The 21,227-nt window shown below is 39.2% G+C and carries 4 protein-coding genes; all 4 read right to left on the bottom strand.

The features are described 5' to 3' along the window. A partial coding sequence (locus GN157_RS06460; protein WP_157482287.1) for a beta strand repeat-containing protein occupies positions 1-11,798 on the bottom strand: 11,798 nt, incomplete at its 3' end. Positions 11,799-11,863: 65 nt separating this feature from the next. Beyond that, positions 11,864-14,362, bottom strand: a complete 2,499-nt coding sequence (locus GN157_RS06455) for a PorP/SprF family type IX secretion system membrane protein (protein ID WP_157482285.1) — start codon at positions 14,360-14,362, stop codon at positions 11,864-11,866. Positions 14,363-14,365: 3 nt separating this feature from the next. Next, a complete protein-coding gene (locus GN157_RS06450; protein ID WP_157482283.1) occupies positions 14,366-20,353 on the bottom strand; it encodes a T9SS type B sorting domain-containing protein in 5,988 nt (1,995 codons plus the stop codon). Positions 20,354-20,716: 363 nt separating this feature from the next. After that, entirely contained in the window at positions 20,717-21,043 is a 327-nt protein-coding gene (locus tag GN157_RS06445; RefSeq protein WP_035136217.1) for a YegP family protein, read from the bottom strand. Between the last annotated feature and the right edge of the window lie 184 nt (positions 21,044-21,227).

The following is a 21,227-nucleotide window of genomic DNA, read 5'->3' as shown; positions in this document are numbered from 1 at the left end:
GCAGGAGAAATAGCGTACTGTAATGTACCTGTACCACCTGAAGCAGTTACTGTAATCTCACCTGTTGACTCACCAAAACATAATACATCAGCAGTTACTGTTGCTGCATCTATTGTTATTGGCTGTAGTGTATTAATTGTAAATGTTGTTGTCTCTATACATCCGTTAACATGCTGCACATAGGCAGTGTAATTACCCGGTGCTAAGTTGTTAAACACGTTTGATGCCTGATAAGTAGTACCGTCTACCGAGTACTGCATATCTGCAGGATCAAGTGTTTGTGATGAAGTTACATCAATAGTAACCTCGTTACCCGGTACGTTATTAGTACAGTTATCAACTACTGTAGCCGATGGTGTCATATCAACACCTTCGTTAATAGTTATTTCAAACGGTGTGATAGCACATCCGTTATCATCGGTCACATAAATTGTGTGTGTGCCAACCGCTAAACCTGTATATACTAACTGGTCCTGAGTAAAGTCGGCAGCATTGGTAGAATCCACACTTGTATAGTATGGTGCTGTACCTCCGCTAATGGTTAGAGTTACAGTACCATCGGCTGCATTGTAACATACCTCATCAGTAGTAGCTGCATTGTCTAAACTTAACGGAGCTGTTGGCTCATCAACTACTATGTTACCTGTTGTGATCTCACAACCTATATCATCTCTTACTGTTACAGTATATGTACCTGCTGTAAGACCTGTAAATACATTATTAGTAGTAAAGTTAGCTGCATCTGTAGATATAGCATATACCAGAGTACCTGTACCACCCGAAGCGTTTACTGTAATCTCACCTGTAGCATCTCCAAAACATAATACATCGGCTGTAGCAGCATAATTATCTATAACTATAGGCTGCAGTGCATCAATAGTAAAGTTTACTATTTGGATACATCCGTTTGTATGCTGCACATAAGCAGTGTAGTTTCCTGCAGCTAAATCTGCAAAAGTATTATCTGTCTGATAAGTAACGCCATCTAAAGAGTACTGAAGATCAGTAGGATCTATAGACGGGTTAGTAAGTATAAAGGTTACGTTACTTGGTACATTATTAGTACACAGAGGGATTGTTTGAGTTGCCGCCTGAATATCTACACCCGGATTAACCGTAAATGTAAGCGGTGAAGCAATAACACATCCGTTAACATCCGTAACATTAATGGTATGAGTACCTGCTGCCAGACCTGTATACACAAACTGATTCTGAACATAAGCAGCACCATCCAAACTTGTTGAATATGGGGCAGTACCACCTGCTACTGTAACCGTTACAGTACCATCGTTATCATTAAAACATATCTCATCGGTAACCCCATCTACAGAAGCTGTAAGTGCTGCAGTAGGTTCGTTTACTGTTAATGTTGTTGTTTCAAGCTCACAACCTATACCGTCGGTTACCCTAACGGTATAATCACCTGCCGGAAGGTTACCGAATACATTAGTCGAACCATAAACAAATGCAGGAGAAATAGCGTACTGTAGTGTACCTGTACCACCTGAAGCGGTTACTGTAATCTCACCTGTTGCATCACCAAAACATAATACATCAGCAGTAACTGTTGCCGTATCTATTGTTATTGGTTGTAATGTATTAATTGTAAATGTTGTTGTTTTAATACATCCGTTAGCATGCTGCACATAAGCAGTGTAACTACCTGGAGCTAGGTTATTAAACACGTTTGATGCCTGATATGTAGTACCGTCTACAGAGTAGGTTAAATCGGCAGCATTTAGTGTTTGAGAAGAAGCTACACTGATAGTAACTTCATTACCCGGCACATTACCTGTACAGTTATCAACTACAGCTGCTGACGGAGTCATGTCTGCACCTTCCTCCACATCAAAAGTAAGTGGTGTAGTGATTGTACAGTCATTAGCATCGGTTACATAAATGGTATGTGTACCCGGAGCCAGGTTAGTGTAAGTAAACAGATCCTGAGTAAAGTCGGCCGGATTGTTTGAATCCAGACTTGTATAATATGGCGCAGTACCTCCTGTTACAGTAATAGTAACAGTACCGTCTTCGTCATTAAAACATATCTCGTTTGTTACACCATCTACAGTAGCTGTAAGAGCATCTGTTGGCTCATCAATAGTTACTGTTGTTATTTCAAGTTCACAACCAAGGTCATCGGTTACCCTAACGGTATAATCACCGGCTGCAAGTCCTGTAAATACATTTGAAGTACCATATACAAATGACGGTGAAATAGCATATTGTAGTGTACCTGTACCACCTGAAGCAGTTACCGTGATCTCACCTGTTGCATCTCCTTTACAAAGAACATCAAGCGTAGCTGCTGCAGTAGCTGTTATAGGTAACAGGTTATCAATAGTAAAGTCTACTGTTTTGATACATCCGTTTACATGTTGTACATAAGCAGTATATGTACCCGGAGCCAAGTCAGTAAACGTATTTGAAGCCTGATAGTTAGTACCGTCTACAGAGTAGGTAATATCTGCTGCATTTAAACTTTGAGTTGTGGTATACTCAACAGTTACCACATTACCCGGTATATTATTAGTACAGTTATCAACCACAGTAGCTGACGGAGTCATATCAACTCCCGGTGGCATATATTGTTCTAATGCAGGGTTAATATCACATCCGTTAGTATCCCTTACGTGAATGCTATAAGCAGTACCACCTGCAAGGTTACTGAATGTATGCTGAGACCCCGTTACAGGAACATAAGCAAGTACATCATCTGACGCATCAAGAAGATTGTCTATAGCGATTTCATAAGTACCCGTACCTCCTGTTATATTAACAGTTATCGATGCATTTGAATCTCCTAAACAAACCTCATCTACAAGGCTTGCAGTATCTATTGAAGCCTCAAGAAGTGCAGGGTTTAAAATCTCAACCTGGAACAGTTCAAAACATCCGTTCTGATCCTGAGCAATAACATCATATAAACCTGCTGCCAATGAAGTAAACACATTAGTATCTACAAACTGGTCAAGGTTTGGAGAGATTGCATACTGAACAGTTCCTGTACCACCCGATGCCGTAATGGTAATAGTACCATTTTGCTCATTGTAACACAGTACATCTGTATGTGTTACCGATGCAATAAATTCTGGTGGAGATGTAATGTTGATTGCCGGAGAAGTTTCCTCACAATCAACGCTTATCACGTGAATATAGTAAGTACCTGTAGCAAGACCCGCAAAGGTGTTTTCAGGTTGCGGACCTGCAATAACATTACTTCCGCTATCAAGAAGTTCATAACTGTAGTTACCTAAACCTCCTGTTACGTTTGCTGTAATAGAGGCTGTTGCTTCACCAAAACAGTTAATCACTGCATTGGTAAGGTCTAAGTTTATTGTTAATGGCGGCACAGCAAGTATTGTAACTTCGTTACTAAGTACTGCCGTACAGTTGTTAGCATCTGTTACATATACCTGGTACGTTCCTGCCAAAGCAATTGGGAATACTGTAGTAGTACTATAAGTAATACCATCTAAGCTGTACTGATATGGTGCTATACCTCCTGTTGCAGAAACTGTAATCTCTGCACCTGTTGTACAGGTTAATGTATCTGTAAGGTTAAGGAAAGCCTGAATAGGATCCGGCTCTGTAATCTCAACTGTTACCGTAGTAACGTCACAGTTCCAACCGTCTGTTACTGTTATGCTGTAAATACCAGCTCCTAAGTTATCAAACGAAGGACTTAACTGTGCATCTGAACTATAAACAATTGTAGTACCTGCATCATCATAAGTATTTAATATATACTGATAAATACCTTCACCTCCCGTAACAGATGTTGCTGTTACAGTAGCTGTATTATCTCCGTTACAAAGAAGAGCTGTTGCAGATGCATTGATACTTGCCGTAATAGGTGCCGGCTGTACTAAATCAATAGTTTGAGAAACGATACAACCTCCGGCATCCTGTACCGAAACGGTATAGTTCCCTGCTGCTAGCCCAGTGAAAGTACTGTTTGAAGCATAAGCCTGAACGGTACTTGAAGTGGTATTGTTTACCAGTTCATACTGGTAAGTACCCCAACCACCTGTAGCCGTAGCTATAATTTCTCCCTGATCGTTTGTACAGGTAACGCTTGCGGTTTGAGAAGCGTTTAGCACTAATGGGTTTGAAGGAGAACCAATAGTTATCACATTAGAATCGGCAGTACAGAAAGGACTATCTGTAGCTGTAATGGTAACATAATGGTTACCTGCTACTAAACCTGTTATTGTATAAGGATTTGTAGTTGTAGCATTACTACCACTGCCTACTGTACCTCCTAAAGAATCGGTCACTACAAAGTCGTAGTTTCCTGTATAACCTGTTACGTTTATAGTGATAGTACCATCGGCATCACCATAACAGGTAACCTGAGTAGAAGCCGTAGCCTCTACTGCAATAGTATCAAAAGGAACAATGTCGTATGGTGTGGAAGTAACTTCATAACATCCCGTTACGTTATCTGTCACCTGGAAGTTATAACTGCCCGGTGTAGTAAGGTCGAATGTTGCTGTGTATACTCCTGCACCCGGTGTTACCGAAGCCTGTGAACCTAACGGAAGTAGGTCAAAAGTAAAGTTGCCCGAACCACCTGTTACTGTAATGGTAACTGTTTCGTCATTGTTACATGTTATTTCTGTTAAAAGTGTAGGAACAACACTTATTATTTCCGGTAACGGGTTTATTGTTAGCGGGAATGTTGCTGTACAGTTGTTACTGTCTTTAACGGTTACAGTAATATTTTGTACAGCACCGTTATCTACTACTTCAAAAGTATTTGTTGTAAAGAAGTTCGTACCATCTATACTGTAAGTGTAAGGAGCGGTACCTGTACCTGCTCCTACTGTTGCAGTAATTACCGATGTTTGAACTGTGTTTGTAGCATCACAGGCAAAATCTGTTGCTGTTGCAGTTAGTGTTAATACTGCAGGTTCTGTAATCACTACTGTCTCTGTAGCTATACAGTTTTTACCTGAAGTCACTGTTATATCATACGATCCGGCAGCTAAGCCTGTAAATGTATTAGAGTTTTGTACTGTTGGCGGATTAGTTCCGTCATCAAGTGTATAAGTGTAAACAGGGTTGTCGTTTGAAGCATCAAGAGTTATTACTATCGATCCGTCATCTGCACTGTTACAGCTTACATTTTGTGAAACGTAAGTAAACACTACCGGAGTAGGCTCTTCAAGGCTAACAGTTGTGTTTTCGCTACATCCCGTTGTAGTATCTGTAACAACCACGATGTAATCACCAAATGGCTGACCTGTAAATACGTTTGAAGCATTTGCAGCAACAATCACAGCATTTGATGAATCCTGTAGTTCGTAAGTATAGTTACCCGAACCTCCTGCTGCTGTTACCGTAATCTCACCATCGTTAGTTGCACAGGTTGGCTGTGAGGTAACTGCCGGTGACAGGTTTAATGGAGGATAAACAGTTATAGTTTGCTCGTTAGTACAACCGTTAACATCTCTAACCTCAACTGTGTAAGTTCCTGAAGGAAGACCGTCGTAAGTAAATGTAGTACCTGATTGTGACTGGTATCCACCTCCGTTAAAACTGTAAGTATATGGAGGCATACCTGCTGTAGTAAGATCTACCTGAATTGAGTAATCTCCTTCGGCAGTAGTACACTGCTGAACAACAGACAGTGCAATAACCGGAGAAGGATCTGTATCAAGAGTAATTGGCGCAGCAATTGGCTGAATACATCCGTAAGCATCCATTGCATATACTGTGTAAGTACCACCTTCAACATTAAAGCTGTTAGCACTACTCCATCCGGCACTTCCTGCTGTAGGAGCAGCATCTGTACTTGGCTGAATTAAGTACTGGTATGGTGCTGTGCCACCCTGTGCAGTTGCCGATATAACACCTGCATTAGTGTTACAGTTATCGTTTGCTATAACCTGAGCCGATACCTCAAGAAGCTCAGCCGACTGAACTATTGTAAATTGAGCAGAAGCATTAGTACATCCTGCTAAACCTCCGTCAAGCTCAGTAAATAACACATAATATGTACCCGGAGCTAATGGTCCTACATTTGAAACCGTTTCCGGCCCGCCAGATACCGGTATAGTACCTCCTACTGCCGGTGAAAGCGGTGTATTCGTTTGTGCATAATATATTTCATACCCTACCTGAGTAGTTACAGCGTCATAATTATCTATAGTGAAAGTAATATTACCATCGGCACTACCTGTACAGGTTACATTATTAACTGTATCAATAGTCGATGTTAATGTAGATAATGGTGGTATAGCAATATCTGCCGATTTAAAATAGTAACAGTTTGTTGTTATATCATGTACAACAAACGTATATACTATACCAGGAATTAAACCTGTAAATATTCTGGTATCTGAACCTGAGTTAGCAGGCTGATAGTCATTCGTCGGATCGTCTACATAAGGTAGATTCAATTGCTCTAAAATTGCAAACTCATAGTTACCACTACCCACACTCGCCTGAACTGTTACAGATGCCGTACCTCCCGAAACACAGTCTGCCGGTGGTGTAGGCGTTACACTAATGTCAAGATCTGTTGGCGGAGAAGCAATTACAATATTGTCATCTACAACAGTACAACCGTTAGTATCTACAACCGAAAGAGTATAGATACCAAAGTTAAGTACCTGGAAAGTATGATCTTCATTACCCGGTGTAGTTGAGTACTGCTGTACTGAACTATCGTAGTTATTTGTTAAATAATAAGTATAATTTGCAGTACCTCCAGCTGTATTTTCAACTATAATTTCACCAAAAGTTGTATCCGGGTTATTACATGTAATTGGTACAATAGAGACATTAAAAGTAATAGGATCCGGTTCTGTAATAACAACAGTTGCTGTATCTGTACAAGAGTTAGCGTCTGTTAAGGTTACCGTATAACTACCCGCAGGTAAACCTGTAGTTTGTGTACCATAAGGGGTACTTGTAGTATCGTTATATACGTTTATAGTAAATGGCCCTGTACCTGTTGTGTTATCCACAACAACGGTAATAGCACCACTGCTGTCACCATTACATAATACTGCCTGCGATTGTGTTGCAGATGTAATAGACGGTAATGTAAGTGGTGCAATGTTTATAATGTTTGATTGTACCACACATCCGTTAGCATCTGTAATACGGAATCTGAAAGATCCTGCAGTAGCTGTTTGGAAACTTATTGAAGACCCTACTACTGCTGATGAAGCTCCGTAAGTAGTACCTCCGTTTGAAGAAACTTCATAAGTGTAAGGTGCAGTACCTCCATTTATAGCTACAGTTATTTCTGCATCAGGAGAAACTGTACAGTCTAAACCTTTTACAAAAGAAGCCATAGCTGTAAGCGTTGGTGCTATGGTTTGTGTAACTGAATCAGTACATCCGTAAGTATCGGTAACCACTATAGTATAAGTACCAGGTGTTAAGCTGGCAAATACATTAGATGACTGACCCGGATTTCCGTTAATAGCGTATGTGAAAGGAGCAGTACCATTTGTAACCGATACCGTTAATGATGCACCGTTAGCATCATAACAAATATCAGAACCTGAAATTGAAGCCGTAGGCGGTACCGGTGTTGATAAAGTAAATGTATCTGTTACAGTACAGTTATTCGCATCTGTTACAGATATAGTGTAAGTACCATTTTGAGTAAGACCTGTAAATGATGAACCTGATTGTGGTCCTACTGTAGAGGAGTCCGGTTGTGTTAAGGTATACTCATAACCACCCCATCCTCCAGTTGTAGTAACATTTAAGCTCCCATCTGCAAGACAGGTAATAGGGTTTACAGTTGTTGTAATTGCTAAAGCTGTAGATGGCGCATTAATAGTAACCGTTGCAGTTGCTGTACAACCTGTAACATTATCCTGTACTGTTATAGTATATGTATCTGCCGCAAGTCCTGTAAGGGCAATTGTAGCATTTGTAGCCGATGCAGAAGAGGAAACAGATGTTGATGCTCCGTTAACCACATCGTAAGTATAGTTTGTAGAGAAGCCAGAAACGTTAAAGTTAAGCGCTCCGTCTGTAGCACCAAAACAAGTAACATTGCTTACCGGCTGACCGTTAACCGCAATTGGGGTTAACTGTTGTATTGTATAGTTTTCGCTGTAAGTACATCCTTTACTATCTGTAACCATAAAGGTATATGTACCTGCTGCAAGACCTGTAAAAACATTGTTTGTTCCGTTGTCTGTAACTGCTGCTGCCGGAGCCGTAATTTCGTAATTAAACGGTGCCTCACCTCCTGTAACTGTAAGAGTAAGATCTGAAGTCAATGCCGGACAACTAGGTGTAGTAGCACTCACAGTAAGATCTGACGGCGGTACTACAGGGTCAATCACTATAGTATCTATTACATGAGTACAGTTGTTAGTATCTCTTACTGTAATAGTATAAGTACCTGCGGTAAGATTTGTAAAGCTGGTTGCTGTACCAAAAGTAATTCCGTCAATACTGTATTCATAAGTTGGTGTACCTCCTGCTATTGTAGAAGTATCTACTGTTATCGTAGCCCCTGCCGATCCTGCCACAGTACAGTCAAATTCCTGTGTAACTGCTGCTGTACCCCCTGTTATTGGGTCTGGTTCAGTAATAGTAAAGTCAAATGGGAACTCACAAGTTCTATTTCCTTGGCTCTGATGCAAAATTACAGTATAATCGCCGGGTGCAAGTGATGTAAATGTACCTGAATTATTAGATGTAATCAGCGTATCAGTAGCATCAAACAAGTCGAATACAACATTGTATCCGTTGCTATTAGTGAGAGTATATACTATCGAGCCATTGTTAGCTCCATTACAGCTCACCATACTCACAGAGTTTGTATACTCTACATCAGGAGCTATGATTATAGTAACTTCATTAGAAAGAGAGGTACAACCATTACCGTCTTTTACAATAAATATATAATCCCCTTCGTCCCCTAAAAGTACATCAAAAATTACACTGGTTTGATAATCTGATGCTGTAGGGTTTTGAAGTACACCATTCTTGCTATATATCGCATAAATATGAGGTGTTTTTCCTCCGGTAGAACTCATTTGAATATTACCGTCTCTACAAGATATATTTTGTGAAACTGTCGCTACTAAATCAAGGTCGCTTTCATCTATAATAGTAACCGAGCCAGTTTCACTACATCCGTCATCTGTAGTAACGGTATAATTATATGTTCCTGGATTAAGACCTTCAAAAAGGTGGTTGTTATCGGTTACAGGACCGTGTGAATCACTTGAAGGACCCGTTATCTCAAAGTAATACTGTGGTCCCACATTTAATGCCTGTAGCCTAATACTACCTAAACCATCACACGTTGCATTTTCGGCAATAACATTAACACTAATAGCGTTGTTTTGTATACCTATATTTGCTACAGAGAATTCACAATAAGTATTACCCGGTGTAGCATCTACGCCCTGTTGTCTTATATTAACGGTATAAATACCCGAAGAGGTAATATCAAATGATGGTCCCATACCATCGGCATAATCATAAATAACAGTATTTGTACTTTGATTTACTAACTGATATTCATACCCTGCAGGTACGTTTGTAATGGTAATATTTCCGTCACTACCACAAATAATATTTTCTTTTGTGTATTGCGGATCAAGAAGATTTTTATATACATTGAAATAGAATGTACCAAAACATCCGTCGTAGTTTACTACTAAACGGTATTGACCGGAAGTATCTGCAGTATAATCCTGACCCGTACTTACTTCAATCCAACTACTGTTAGGGCAGGCTTCCCAGGCACAGTCTGACGGTAAATCACCACATGTACTACAAGCTGCTAAACAGGCTGACTCATCAAGTTTTTGCCAGCTTATACTTGTTGCATCTGTAATACCTGTTTGAATTAATCGTTCATCATCTGCACCACATAAAAAGATATTAGGCATAACCTTACCGTTGTTTGCACAAGTAGGTTTTTCATCGGCAAATGGTATAACCGGGTTTGGTATAATGGTACTATAGCTGTTTACCGTAACGTGTTCTGTTGTAGAAACACACGGAGCAGCCGCAGTATTTATCACATAATATTCACCCTCTGTTGTTATGGTTATGGTTTGTGTAGTTCCAATTAAGTTATTATCACTATCATACCATTCATAACTGTCGTACCCGTCTGGTGCCGAAACATCAACAGAGGTAGAACAAAGGGTTACTGTACGCTCAAAATTACAACCGTCTATATCTACAAGGAAGTTTGCCGGCCCTGTAACAGGCTGACCACAACCGTTAATTCCTGCAATACTGGGGTCGTTAGAAATAACATTACTGTTTAACACCCCCTGATAGGTAGCATAAGCACTATTCTGGATAATATTAGAACAGGCATCTTTAAGATCATTACAACTTTCGGCTACCCTAACTAAAAGGCGTATCTCATAAGCAGGATCGTTTTCTTCAACGAGTTCATCAGGAATAATAAATGTAACTGTCTCTGTAGCGGGATCGTAAACATAATCATCTTCACCCATACCACTTTCAGGACTAAACGTTACACCCTGAAAGTAAGTATTTTCCGGAAGAATATCGGTAATAGTAAACGAAGTAGTATCGTCATTACCTAAGTTTTGGAAACTTATTACATATTCTAAAAACTGACCAAGATTGACATCGGTACCACCTATATCATTACCTGCTAAATCTTCAACCGTTTTTACCAATTGGATATCGGGCTCAATAATATCAACACTAAGTGCATTGAAAAACATAAAATAAGTATCCCCGGTAGATGTGATTCTTAAATTAGCTCCTGTTGAGCTATTATGAATTAATCCCTGGTTAATATTAATTATATCTGCATCATATCCAAGTGTATTGCTACTGTTAGGAACCCTGTTAGTGAAATTTTGTTCAACATCACCTGTATCAAGATAAGTTATGTTACTATTGAAGAAGTTATTTGATGGGTTAAGGTTGTTTGAAAGATTAGTATAGTTTGTTTCAGAAGCATCTTTAAACTTTAACCTGTCTCCTGTAATAAGCCTATCACCTTCAAGTGCACACGCCATTAACTTCGCTCTTACAGGTAGTGGATCAGGTACTGTTGTAAAGCCCGTATAATTAACATCAATACTTCCCAGCCCGCTGTTTACTCCGGCAAAACCGTCGTAAGAAGTTACATATTTACCTGGTTTATTAGGATTTTCATATACAATGAAAATAGTCCATCCCCCGGAAACACCTCCGGAAACACTACCTTGAGTTGCTCTTATATTTGCTGCTGTATAGGTTCCGTTAGGATCTGCCAGCCCGGCAACAAGCGATGTAATATCTGCATAACAAACGTATGGACTACTTTGATTCAGATCTGTACTCCCAAAGCCATCGTAAATTACAGTCCCGGTAATATCAGTATAGTTAGCAGCTCCCGGCAACTTTAATTTTACCTCATTAAAGTTAGTTACCCTAGTACTACTACCACTCCCTGAACTACTATTATACCTATAAGTTGCAGACCAGTACATAGCAGCATAAACTACCGTACTACAGCTTATATCTGTAATACTGGAGAGTGTTGCACTACTTGAACTAAAGGTAGACGAATCACCATCAATATCAATATAACGCATGTTATAATCATCATTATAATCACTATATTCCCCCGATTGCGGATAAGCATCCTCCGGATCGTATGAGTTATTATCCCTGTTAACAATATTATTGGAGATTTGAGTAATATCACCCTTAATATTGTCCTGATACCTTATCGTAAAAGGTACCTCTAACTGTGCCTGCATAGCAAAACACGACAGTAAAAACCCTAGCAGGATCTTTATCCTTAAATTGTGTATTCTTAAATGCATTTGTGTTTGTATTGGTGTTTATTTTTTAGTTGGTTTTATACAATTAAATCAGTTGCCTTTTCATATTAATCTACATTTATACTCATTAGCCATACTGTATCAAAGTAAGTATTGTTAACATTTGAATAGTATGAAATAAGAGCGTCTCTCCAGCTATCATGTTTTTTAAGATATACATACCTAAAATTATTTTGTGGGTTAATAAAGTATTCGGCTTGTATACCTCTATCTTTCAATCTGTTTATAAACTTATTGGTATTTTCCTGTTCGCTAAACACATTTGCGATAACATAATACCCCGGCTCGACATCCTGTACTGTTAATATATCACTTCTCTTTGGTGCCTGCCTCACTAAATCAGTTTTGGCAGCATAGTAATCCTTTATCTCCTCCTCTGTACTGAGGTCTTCTTCTCTTCTTACATATTTAGAAGAAGGAGCTTTTGATGCATTTTTCGCTTGCGCTGTTTGTTGTGATCCCTGTTCATTTGCATTGTTTTTAGTATTAGTTAAGTGTGTGTTTTTATTCTGGCTGTTATTGTTTGCTGCCGGCTTATTACCTGTAGCATTGGTATTTGTTTTTTGAGCAGTTACCGCTTGCCCGTTATTAGTATTTGCTGCCCTGTTTGCCTGTGGCTGTTGTATAGCTGTCTGTGCTGCGGGAACATTGTTATTATTCGTGCTATTTGGGGTAGCATTCGTATTATCCTCCCCCTGATTATTGGTTTGATTTTGGTTTCCGTTATCTGCATATCCTCCTTCGTTTACATTACCATTATCACTATATCTTTCGTTACCGTTGTTAGCTGGCTGTTGTGCTGTATCGGTATTATTGCTGCGGTTATTAGCATTGTTACCTCTACCTCCTGCTGTTACTCCTACAGACGGAAGATTTATACCGCCACCATTACCTGAAGGATTATTATTAGACCTGCTATTATTGTTTGCTGATCTTGAATTTGAAGCTTTAGCCGGCTGCCTTGTTTGTCTTGAATTACCACGACTGTTTCTTCGGCCTGCGTTACTGCCATCTGTCACTTCATTGTTTCTTTCTCTCCTTTTGATGTTCTCCACTTCATCTTCCGAGCTATCCTGAACATGTATCAGGTATGGATTTTTCTCTATCCCTTCAGATTTTTTCCTTTCAAGCGCATTAGCTGCTTCGGTAAAACGCTCGTATCTTTCAATGATCACTTCATCTTCTGTTCTTGCATCGGGCGGAGTAGAAACCACATAGTAACCACTTTTTGCTCTTTTAAGATCTTCCAGCGTTTGCGGATTCTCTTCGGCATCCTCTCCCGGGTTATCTCTCTTCATCAGCAGCATTTCTGTTTTTGCTCTTTCAAGCCTTGCTGCCTGCTCTCTTTTGGCATAATCAAGTAGGTTTTTGACCTTTTTATCAAACTCTGCCTTGTGTATTTGGGCTATAGAGTCTTCCTTAATCAAAGCATCTAACAGGTACTGACTCTCATCGTCCAGCTCCATTCTCAGTTTTTCAATATCGGCATCCCTCTCAACGTCTGTCTCATAAAGACCTTCTTCCTCTTCTGCCAGCATCTCGTCTTCTAACTCTTCCAGTTGTTCTTCAAGACTAGCCTGCTTTTTTTCTCCCTGTTTTTTATTTTGTTCTCTTAAACTCAGTTTATCCTTTAGCTTAAAAGACATTATAATTTCGTGTGATGGCCCAAGGTTTACCAATCCTTCCTTCACGGTTCTTTCGTACACATAACCTAAGGACAGCCTCTTGGTAAGGTGAAAACCGGCACCTATACCTACCCCGTAGTAATCGTCTAACGATGTTTGTAACCATCCCAATCTTGGGAAGTGTACCAGTAACGAACCGTTTAAGGTAAAACCATACAGTTCGCTCATTCTCCCCCTCAGGGCAAGACTAAACTCGCTGTCTTTAAAAAGATCTCTCATGGCTACCATTTTATGCGTATACATAACATGACCTGAATACACCTTATCGGTATACTTCTCTGACATTTCATCTGATTTAAAATCGTAGTCTACCACGTTTTCAGCATAAACACCTATGTCAAAATCTTTATAATTAAAATTAATACCGGGCTTAATACTTACAAGAGAGTTGTTTCTCAGTTCCATAATTATTGGGTCTGGTTCACCCGTTACAGTTCTGGTTTTATTAACTCCGCTGTTATAATAAGCCACGTTAAATCCTAATGTAAGGTTCATACGTTCCTTAAGCTTTATGTTATATGAGTAGTTTGCTACTCCGCCAAAGCTGGTCACTACCCCAACATTTTGCTGGTATATACCAAAACCAAGTCCTGATTTTTTTGAAAACCTCCCTGTATAGCTAAGCATATACACCTTAGGAGAATCGTCAAACTGAACCCACTGGTTACGGTGGTATAGTGAAACATATGTATTGTCTTCCCTTACAAAAGAAAAAGCCGGATTGTATAAGAACCTGTTAAACTTTAAGTTATTCTGGTACGGAACATTAAAGGTTACTACGGGCGCATCCTGCGCATTTACCTTTGTAAAAGCGACAACAAAAACTAATATGAAAAATAAGGAGTAGTAATTTTTTATCATCCGTTATTCAACAATAGTTATAGAGCCTCGCTTTGTAATCTCATTATCTTCCATGATGGTATAGTAGTAAACCATACTCTTGGTATCATAAGTGAAATCACTTTCCGGCCAGTTATTCATATAATTTGATGCCCTAAAAACAATTTTGCCGTCAGCAGCATATATTACAATTTCTACATTCTCCTGATTTACATACTTAATAGGTAAAGCCCACTTATCATTGTATCCGTCATTATTAGGCGTTATTGTATTTGGTATAGCTATTACATTATTCTCTACAAGCGATACCGTTACATCTCTCGAATCTTCACAGTTACCTACTGTAGCTACAACAGTGTACACACCTGCTTCGGTCACTTCAACATCCGGTCCATAAGAAACTATCACCCCGTTATGATACCAAATGTAACTTTCGGCACCACTGGCAGTAATGGTAGATGTTGTCCCTTCAGGCAAGTCATAAAACGGACCTGTACTTACCGCTATTTGTGACATATCGTAAGGGATAACCTCAATAACATTTGATGATATAGTACAGTTTTCAAAACTTACTTCCATAAAATAACTACCCGATTCATCTACAGTTATAGAGCTTTCTGTACCTATTACTGTACTACTGCCCTCTTTATACCAGGCATAGCTATAAGTACTATCGTTAACATTTGAAGTTATATTGATTGTAGCCCCTTCATCACAAAATACATCTTCAGTTTCAATCACAACGTCTGCTATAAAACCAAGATTAACTGTAATGATATTACTTGGTACTGCACCAAAATCAGGAATTGTTACCTGTAGCTGATATGTTCCGCTTTGTGAAACCATTATAGAAGTCCCTGTAGCACCTGTTATAGGAGCTCCATCCATAAACCACTGATACCCATAACCGTAATTATTATTAAGAATATCAATAGAGCCTCCCTGTGTTAAAGCATCAAAGGTTACAATGTTTAAAGCTGTGGCAGTATCGGCACACTCCTCAAAATCACCATCGGGTGCTATTTCAATATTAAATCCGGAAGGATAAACAAGAGTAAAGGTCAACTCTTTAACGATATTACACTCTTCTGTTTGTTTCACTACTATTTTGTACTCTCCTGCTGTATTAGCGTAAATAGATGATGTTGTTGCGCCCGGAATCGTAACACCATTCTTATACCATGTAAACACAGGAGAAAGGGCATCGGTAGTTACCGATATTACTTTATTCTCACCCGGTATTATCACATCCTGTAAAGGTGTATCAGGAATAAGATTAAAGTCATTAAGTTCCAGGTTAAGCGTATCTGAAGTAAACGAACAGCTTGCAGTTGTAACTACTACATAGTAATTACCTTCGGCAGTTGCGGTATAAACAGCGTTATTATTAGTAGAAACAAGTACATTGTCTTTATACCATGCATAGGTATAGGTAGGATCTGAAATATTACAGGTTAAATCTACCTGAGGGTTATCCGGACACAATAAGCCACTAGGAGATAAAGTAACATTCCCTAAACTTAATGTTATTGATACTGTATTTGATAGCAATGCAGAGAATCCCGGCATTATAACCTGTAGCCTGTAATTACCGTTTTGAGCCGGATCGTTAACCGTTAATGTTTGTGATGTTGCTCCCGGTATGGCTACTCCGTTAAGGAACCATTGGTAAGCATAACCTAAATCGGTCATGGCGATATTCCCTTCAGAAGTAATAGCCGTAAAGTCTGACACACTCAGGGTTACTGATGTACTTGTACACGCCGAATAAGAATTATCAGGAGCTATTGTAATGGTAAATCCTGTTGGATAGCCCAACATAAATGTCATTTGTGCTGTAGCATTACAGCCTATGGTTTGTGTAACAGTTACAGTATATTCACCATCCTGAGTAGCTGTTAATGTAGCTGAATTTTCTGCAAGTGGCACACCATTTCTTGTCCATGAGTATTGAGGTCCCATAGCATCGGTAGTTACCGTAATATATTTTTGCTGCCCCGGTAATATAACATCAACCGCAGGGCTGGTGCTGTTTACCGAGATAGATTCGGTAGTAATAGTCATAACATTGGACTGTATGTTACAGCTACCGTTACCTACCGTTACATAATAATCACCTTCGGCATTTGCAGTATAAGTTGAGCCTGTTGCACCAGGTATAGCTACATTATCTTTATACCATTGATAGGTATAAGTTGGAGCTGTTAAGCTTGATGTTAACACTGTTGTACCACCTGTACAAATAGTACTTCCGCCGGATATAGTAACAGATGTCAATGCCAGGTTTATAGCTACTATATTTGAGGTAACCGGACCATAATCAGGTAATGTAACCACTAAATGATAATTACCATTTTGTGATGCGCTGTTTAATGTAAGGCTTGGCGTAGTAGCACCTGCTACAGCAACACCGTTTTTATACCACTGGTAGCCGTAACCCATATCTGTTACAGGTACATTCCCTTCAGATGTTATGGCTATAAAGTTGGTAATATCAAGCGTTACCATTGTACTGCTACAAGCCGTATAACCTGCATCAGGGTTAATAGTTACACTAAAGCCTGTAGGATATTCCAGCACAAAAGTATACTGTGCCGTAGCAGCACAGCCTACCGTTTGTGTTACTGTTACTACATACTCGCCATCCTGCGTTGCGTTGATTGTTGATGTAGTGCCTGCAATCGGTGCTCCGTCTCTGGTCCATGAGTATTGCGGACCATCGGCATCGGTACTAACAGTTAATGTTTTTGTCTCTCCCGGCATGATTATATCCAAAACCGGATCGGCACTCGTTATGTTTACAACCTCTGTTGTTATACTTACAATATTAGACTGCATGTTACAGGTACCATTACCTACCGTTACATAATAATCACCTTCGGCGTCAACTGTATAATTATAAGTTGTAGCCCCCGGTATAGCAACATTATCTTTGTACCACTGGAAGCTGTATGTTGGTGCCGTTAAACTTGATGCAAGTACCGTAGTCGCTCCCTCACAAATAGTGTTTCCGCCCGTTACTGTAACTGTTTCTACAGCCAGGTTTATAGTTACTGTGTTTGAAGTTACAGGTCCATAATCAGGCAGTGTTACCATCAGGTAATAATTTCCGTTTTCCGAAGCACTGTTAATAGTTAATGTTTGTGACGTGGCACCTGCAACGGCAACTCCGTTTTTGTACCACTGGTATGCATAACCTAAATCAGTTATAGCTATAGTACCCGAAGTGGTTGTAGCTGTAAAACTGCTTATATTAAGAGCTATCGATGTACTGGTACAGGCTATATAACCTGCTCCCGTAGCTATAGAAACATTAAAACTCGTTGGGTATTCCAGCACAAAAGTATACTGTGCCGTAGCAGCACAGCCTACTGTTTGCGTTACTGTTACAATATACTCGCCATCCTGCGTTGCATTGATTGTTGAAGTAGTGCCTGCAATCGGCGCTCCGTTTCGGGTCCATGAATATTGCGGACCGTTGGCATCAGTATTAACAGTTAGTGTTTTTGTCTCTCCCGGTATTATTACATCTAAAACAGGATCGGTACTCGTTATATTTACAACCTCAGTTGTTATTGTCATAATATTAGACTGCATGTTACAGGTACCGTTACCTACGGTTATATAGTAATCACCATCAGAATCTACCGTATGAGTATATGCAGTAGCTCCCGGTATAGCAACATTATCTTTATACCACTGGAAGCTATACGTTGGTGACGTTAAGCTGGAGGTTAATACCGTAGTAGATCCTTCACAAATAGTACTTCCTCCTGTAATGGTAACAGTTTGTACCGCTAAATTTACCGTTACCGTATTTGAAGTCACAGGACCATATCCCGGCAGGGTAGCCACTAAATAATAGTTACCGTTCTCTGAAGCACTGTTTAAAGTAAGGGTCGTTGTAGTAGCACCTGCAACAGCAACACCATTTTTATACCATTGGTAAGAATAACCAAAATCGGTCACCGCAACCGTACCCGATGTGGTTGTTCCTGTAAAGCTGCTTATATCAAGCGTTACCGATGTACTGGTACAGGCCATATAACCTGCATCAGGATTAATTGTAATATCATAACTGGTAGGAGCCTCTAGTGTAAAGGTATACTGTGCTGTTGCCGTACAACCTGCCAACTGTGTTACAGTTACTATATACTCTCCTTCCTGTGTTGCATTTATTGTTCCTGTTGTACCCGCAATAGGATTACCGTTACGAGTCCAGTCATATTGAGGGCCATTAGCATCGGTGGTTACCGTAAGCACTTTTGTTTCCCCCGGAAGAATTACATCTACAACAGGGTTATTACTACTAACGGTAATCACATCCTGAACTAATGATAACCAGTTAGACTGTTGCATACATGAACCTCCGGTAACTCTAAGGTAATAACCACCTTCTGCATCTGCTGTAAAGGTTGAAGCTGTTGCTCCTGGTATAGCTGTTCCGTTTCTGTACCATTGATAGGTGTAACCTGCACTGCTGATACTCGAAGTAAATAAAACAGTACCACCTTCACACAGTGTAGTATTACCTGAAATAACCGGAGTTGGAACTCCTAAGTTTATATTGATAGTGTTTGAAACCAAAACACCATAACCCGGCAAAGTAATTTTAAGCACATAACTACCGTTTAATGACGGATCGTTTAATGCAAGTGTTGTACCTGTCGCTCCTGCTACCGCAACACCATCTTTATACCACTGGTAACCATATCCGTATGAGTTACCTATAAGATTAATTAGATCTCCGTTTAAAAGAGTAGTATCAAACTGGAAAATTGAAAGCGTAACCGATGTACTTACACATGAGGTGTAAGCCGATGTTTGTATTAGTAAATTGAAACTTGTAGGGTATTCAATATTTACCGTAGCTTCTTTAGTAATTGAACATGGCGACGTTTGACTTACCGAAACCCTGTACTCTCCCGGCTCAGTAATATTAAGTGTAAGCCCTGTTTGTCCGGAAATAAGTGCATTATCCTTATACCATTGTACAGTTGGCGAATTGGCATCAGTAAGAGCAGTAAGGGTTAATGTTTCTCCCGGTATGATTGAAGTAGTAACAGACGGATCTATATTAAGCGTAAAGTCATTTGAATTAAGCGTTATAGCATTCGATTCAAACTCACATCCGTTACTTGTCAGTACTAAATGATAAACACCGCCTTCAGTAGCAGTGTAAACAGACCCCGTTTCTCCCGGTATTTCTATGTCGTCTTTAAACCATTTATATGTATATCCCGGATCCTGGAGTACACTTGTGAGATCTATACCCCCGGGCGGACATATTGTTGTTTGCCCTCCCTGCGATTGTATGGTTGGAGTAAGTAATTCCTGGACCGTAACCTGTACAATATTAGAATAGGAATCCATATTACATGACCCATAATCGGTTACTGCATAGTATGAACCGGCTTCGGTCACCGTTAAAGTCGAACCTGTTTCTCCGGGAATCTCAACATAATCTTTATACCATATATAATTTAACTGAGGGTAATAAACCGGAGATGCAGGCGTACCTAAATCGTCAATAGTCAAATCGTAAGAACCTCCACCACACAAGCTAACCATACTTACATTACTGTTTATGGCAAATGGTTGATTGTGCACTGCATAGTAAGCCGCAAAAACAGCACTCGATGCACTTGTTTGTGCCGGATTTGTACTTCTAACCCTGATTCTATACCCTTCGCCATAAGCTGTACTAGGTAACGCAAAAGTGCTTGAAACAGGAGAAGTAGTATTAGTTAATGTAGCAATAGTAGTTGGTGAAGTGAAACTGCCTGCATTATCAGAAAGTTCTACTATAAACTGATTCCCCGGTCCAAGATTTGCCGGAGGAAAAAATGAAAATGAGAAATTGTAGCTATTAAAAGTAGAAGAAGCACATGCCTGTGTAAACCCAATAGCGGGAGTAGAAATTACTATCTGCGCATTAACACAGCTAATAAATCCTATCCACACTACAAAGAAGTAGAATAGTAAATATTTTTTTACAAAAGGGTTGTGCATTTCTAGTTGATGTTTTTGGCGAATTTCAACTTTCAAGAATAAACCTATGTAAACAAATTCTTATCAAAAAAACAAATCGACAAAACACCTATTAAATACGATAAAAAACACTTTTTAGATGCAATAAGACTATGTTAAAGTTTTAATTTAACATTTCCTTAAAAAACATATTTTAAATAATTAACGAAAAAAACTATATGAAAAATTTATTTTTTAAATAATACAAGCAACATATGTTAATAAAAATGTTAACAATACTTTAACAAGATTAACTTTACAAACAATTCATTTATTTAAATTTTAAATAAAAAAGCGCTATTGTTTATTGAAAACAATAGCGCTTTTAAGACTCAAAAATTTTAATTACTCCTCAACTACAGAAGCGTCGGGAGCATTCTTTTTAACAGACTCTATGCCTTTATCTCTGCCGGCTGCCGATTCATACATTTCACTACTCCCTATAACCTGTCCGTTTCTGGCTTTAAGGTTGAAATAATGTTTACCATTATTAGCCGTTTTTCTATCGTATCTTTCATCACTTGGTGAATTTTCTTTAACCGATGAAATTCCGTTATCACAAGACGCCTTGCTTTTATACATTTCGCTTGATAAAATCACTTCACCATTACCTGCTTTCAGGTTAAAATAGAAGTCTCCGTTCTTGGCTACTTTCTTAACAAATTTTCCCATGTCAATATTGATTTTTTGATTCAACTCAAATTTAACAATATCTCACCAATCAAACCTTAATTTATTGTTAATAGAAAAGGCAGCCAATAGGCTGCCTTTTCTGTTTTATAGTTTGTTAAAGATATTATCTCTTCAATGAGAAGTGAGCTTTAAACTCTTTCTCTACAGGCTGTCCGTTTACCAG

It is taken from the genome of Flavobacterium rakeshii (assembly GCF_009741375.1).
GTDB classification, from domain to species: Bacteria; Bacteroidota; Bacteroidia; order Flavobacteriales; family Flavobacteriaceae; genus Flavobacterium; species Flavobacterium rakeshii.
This window is presented reverse-complemented; position numbering and strand designations above follow the sequence as displayed.

Bases quoted from the DNA above. Each gene is read 5' to 3' on its own strand.
- GN157_RS06445 (WP_035136217.1), bottom strand. From the start codon at position 21,043: ATGGGAAAATTTGTTAAGAAAGTAGCCAAGAACGGAGACTTCTATTTT.
- GN157_RS06455 (WP_157482285.1), bottom strand. From the start codon at position 14,362: ATGATAAAAAATTACTACTCCTTATTTTTCATATTAGTTTTTGTTGTC.
- GN157_RS06450 (WP_157482283.1), bottom strand. From the start codon at position 20,353: ATGCACAACCCTTTTGTAAAAAAATATTTACTATTCTACTTCTTTGTA.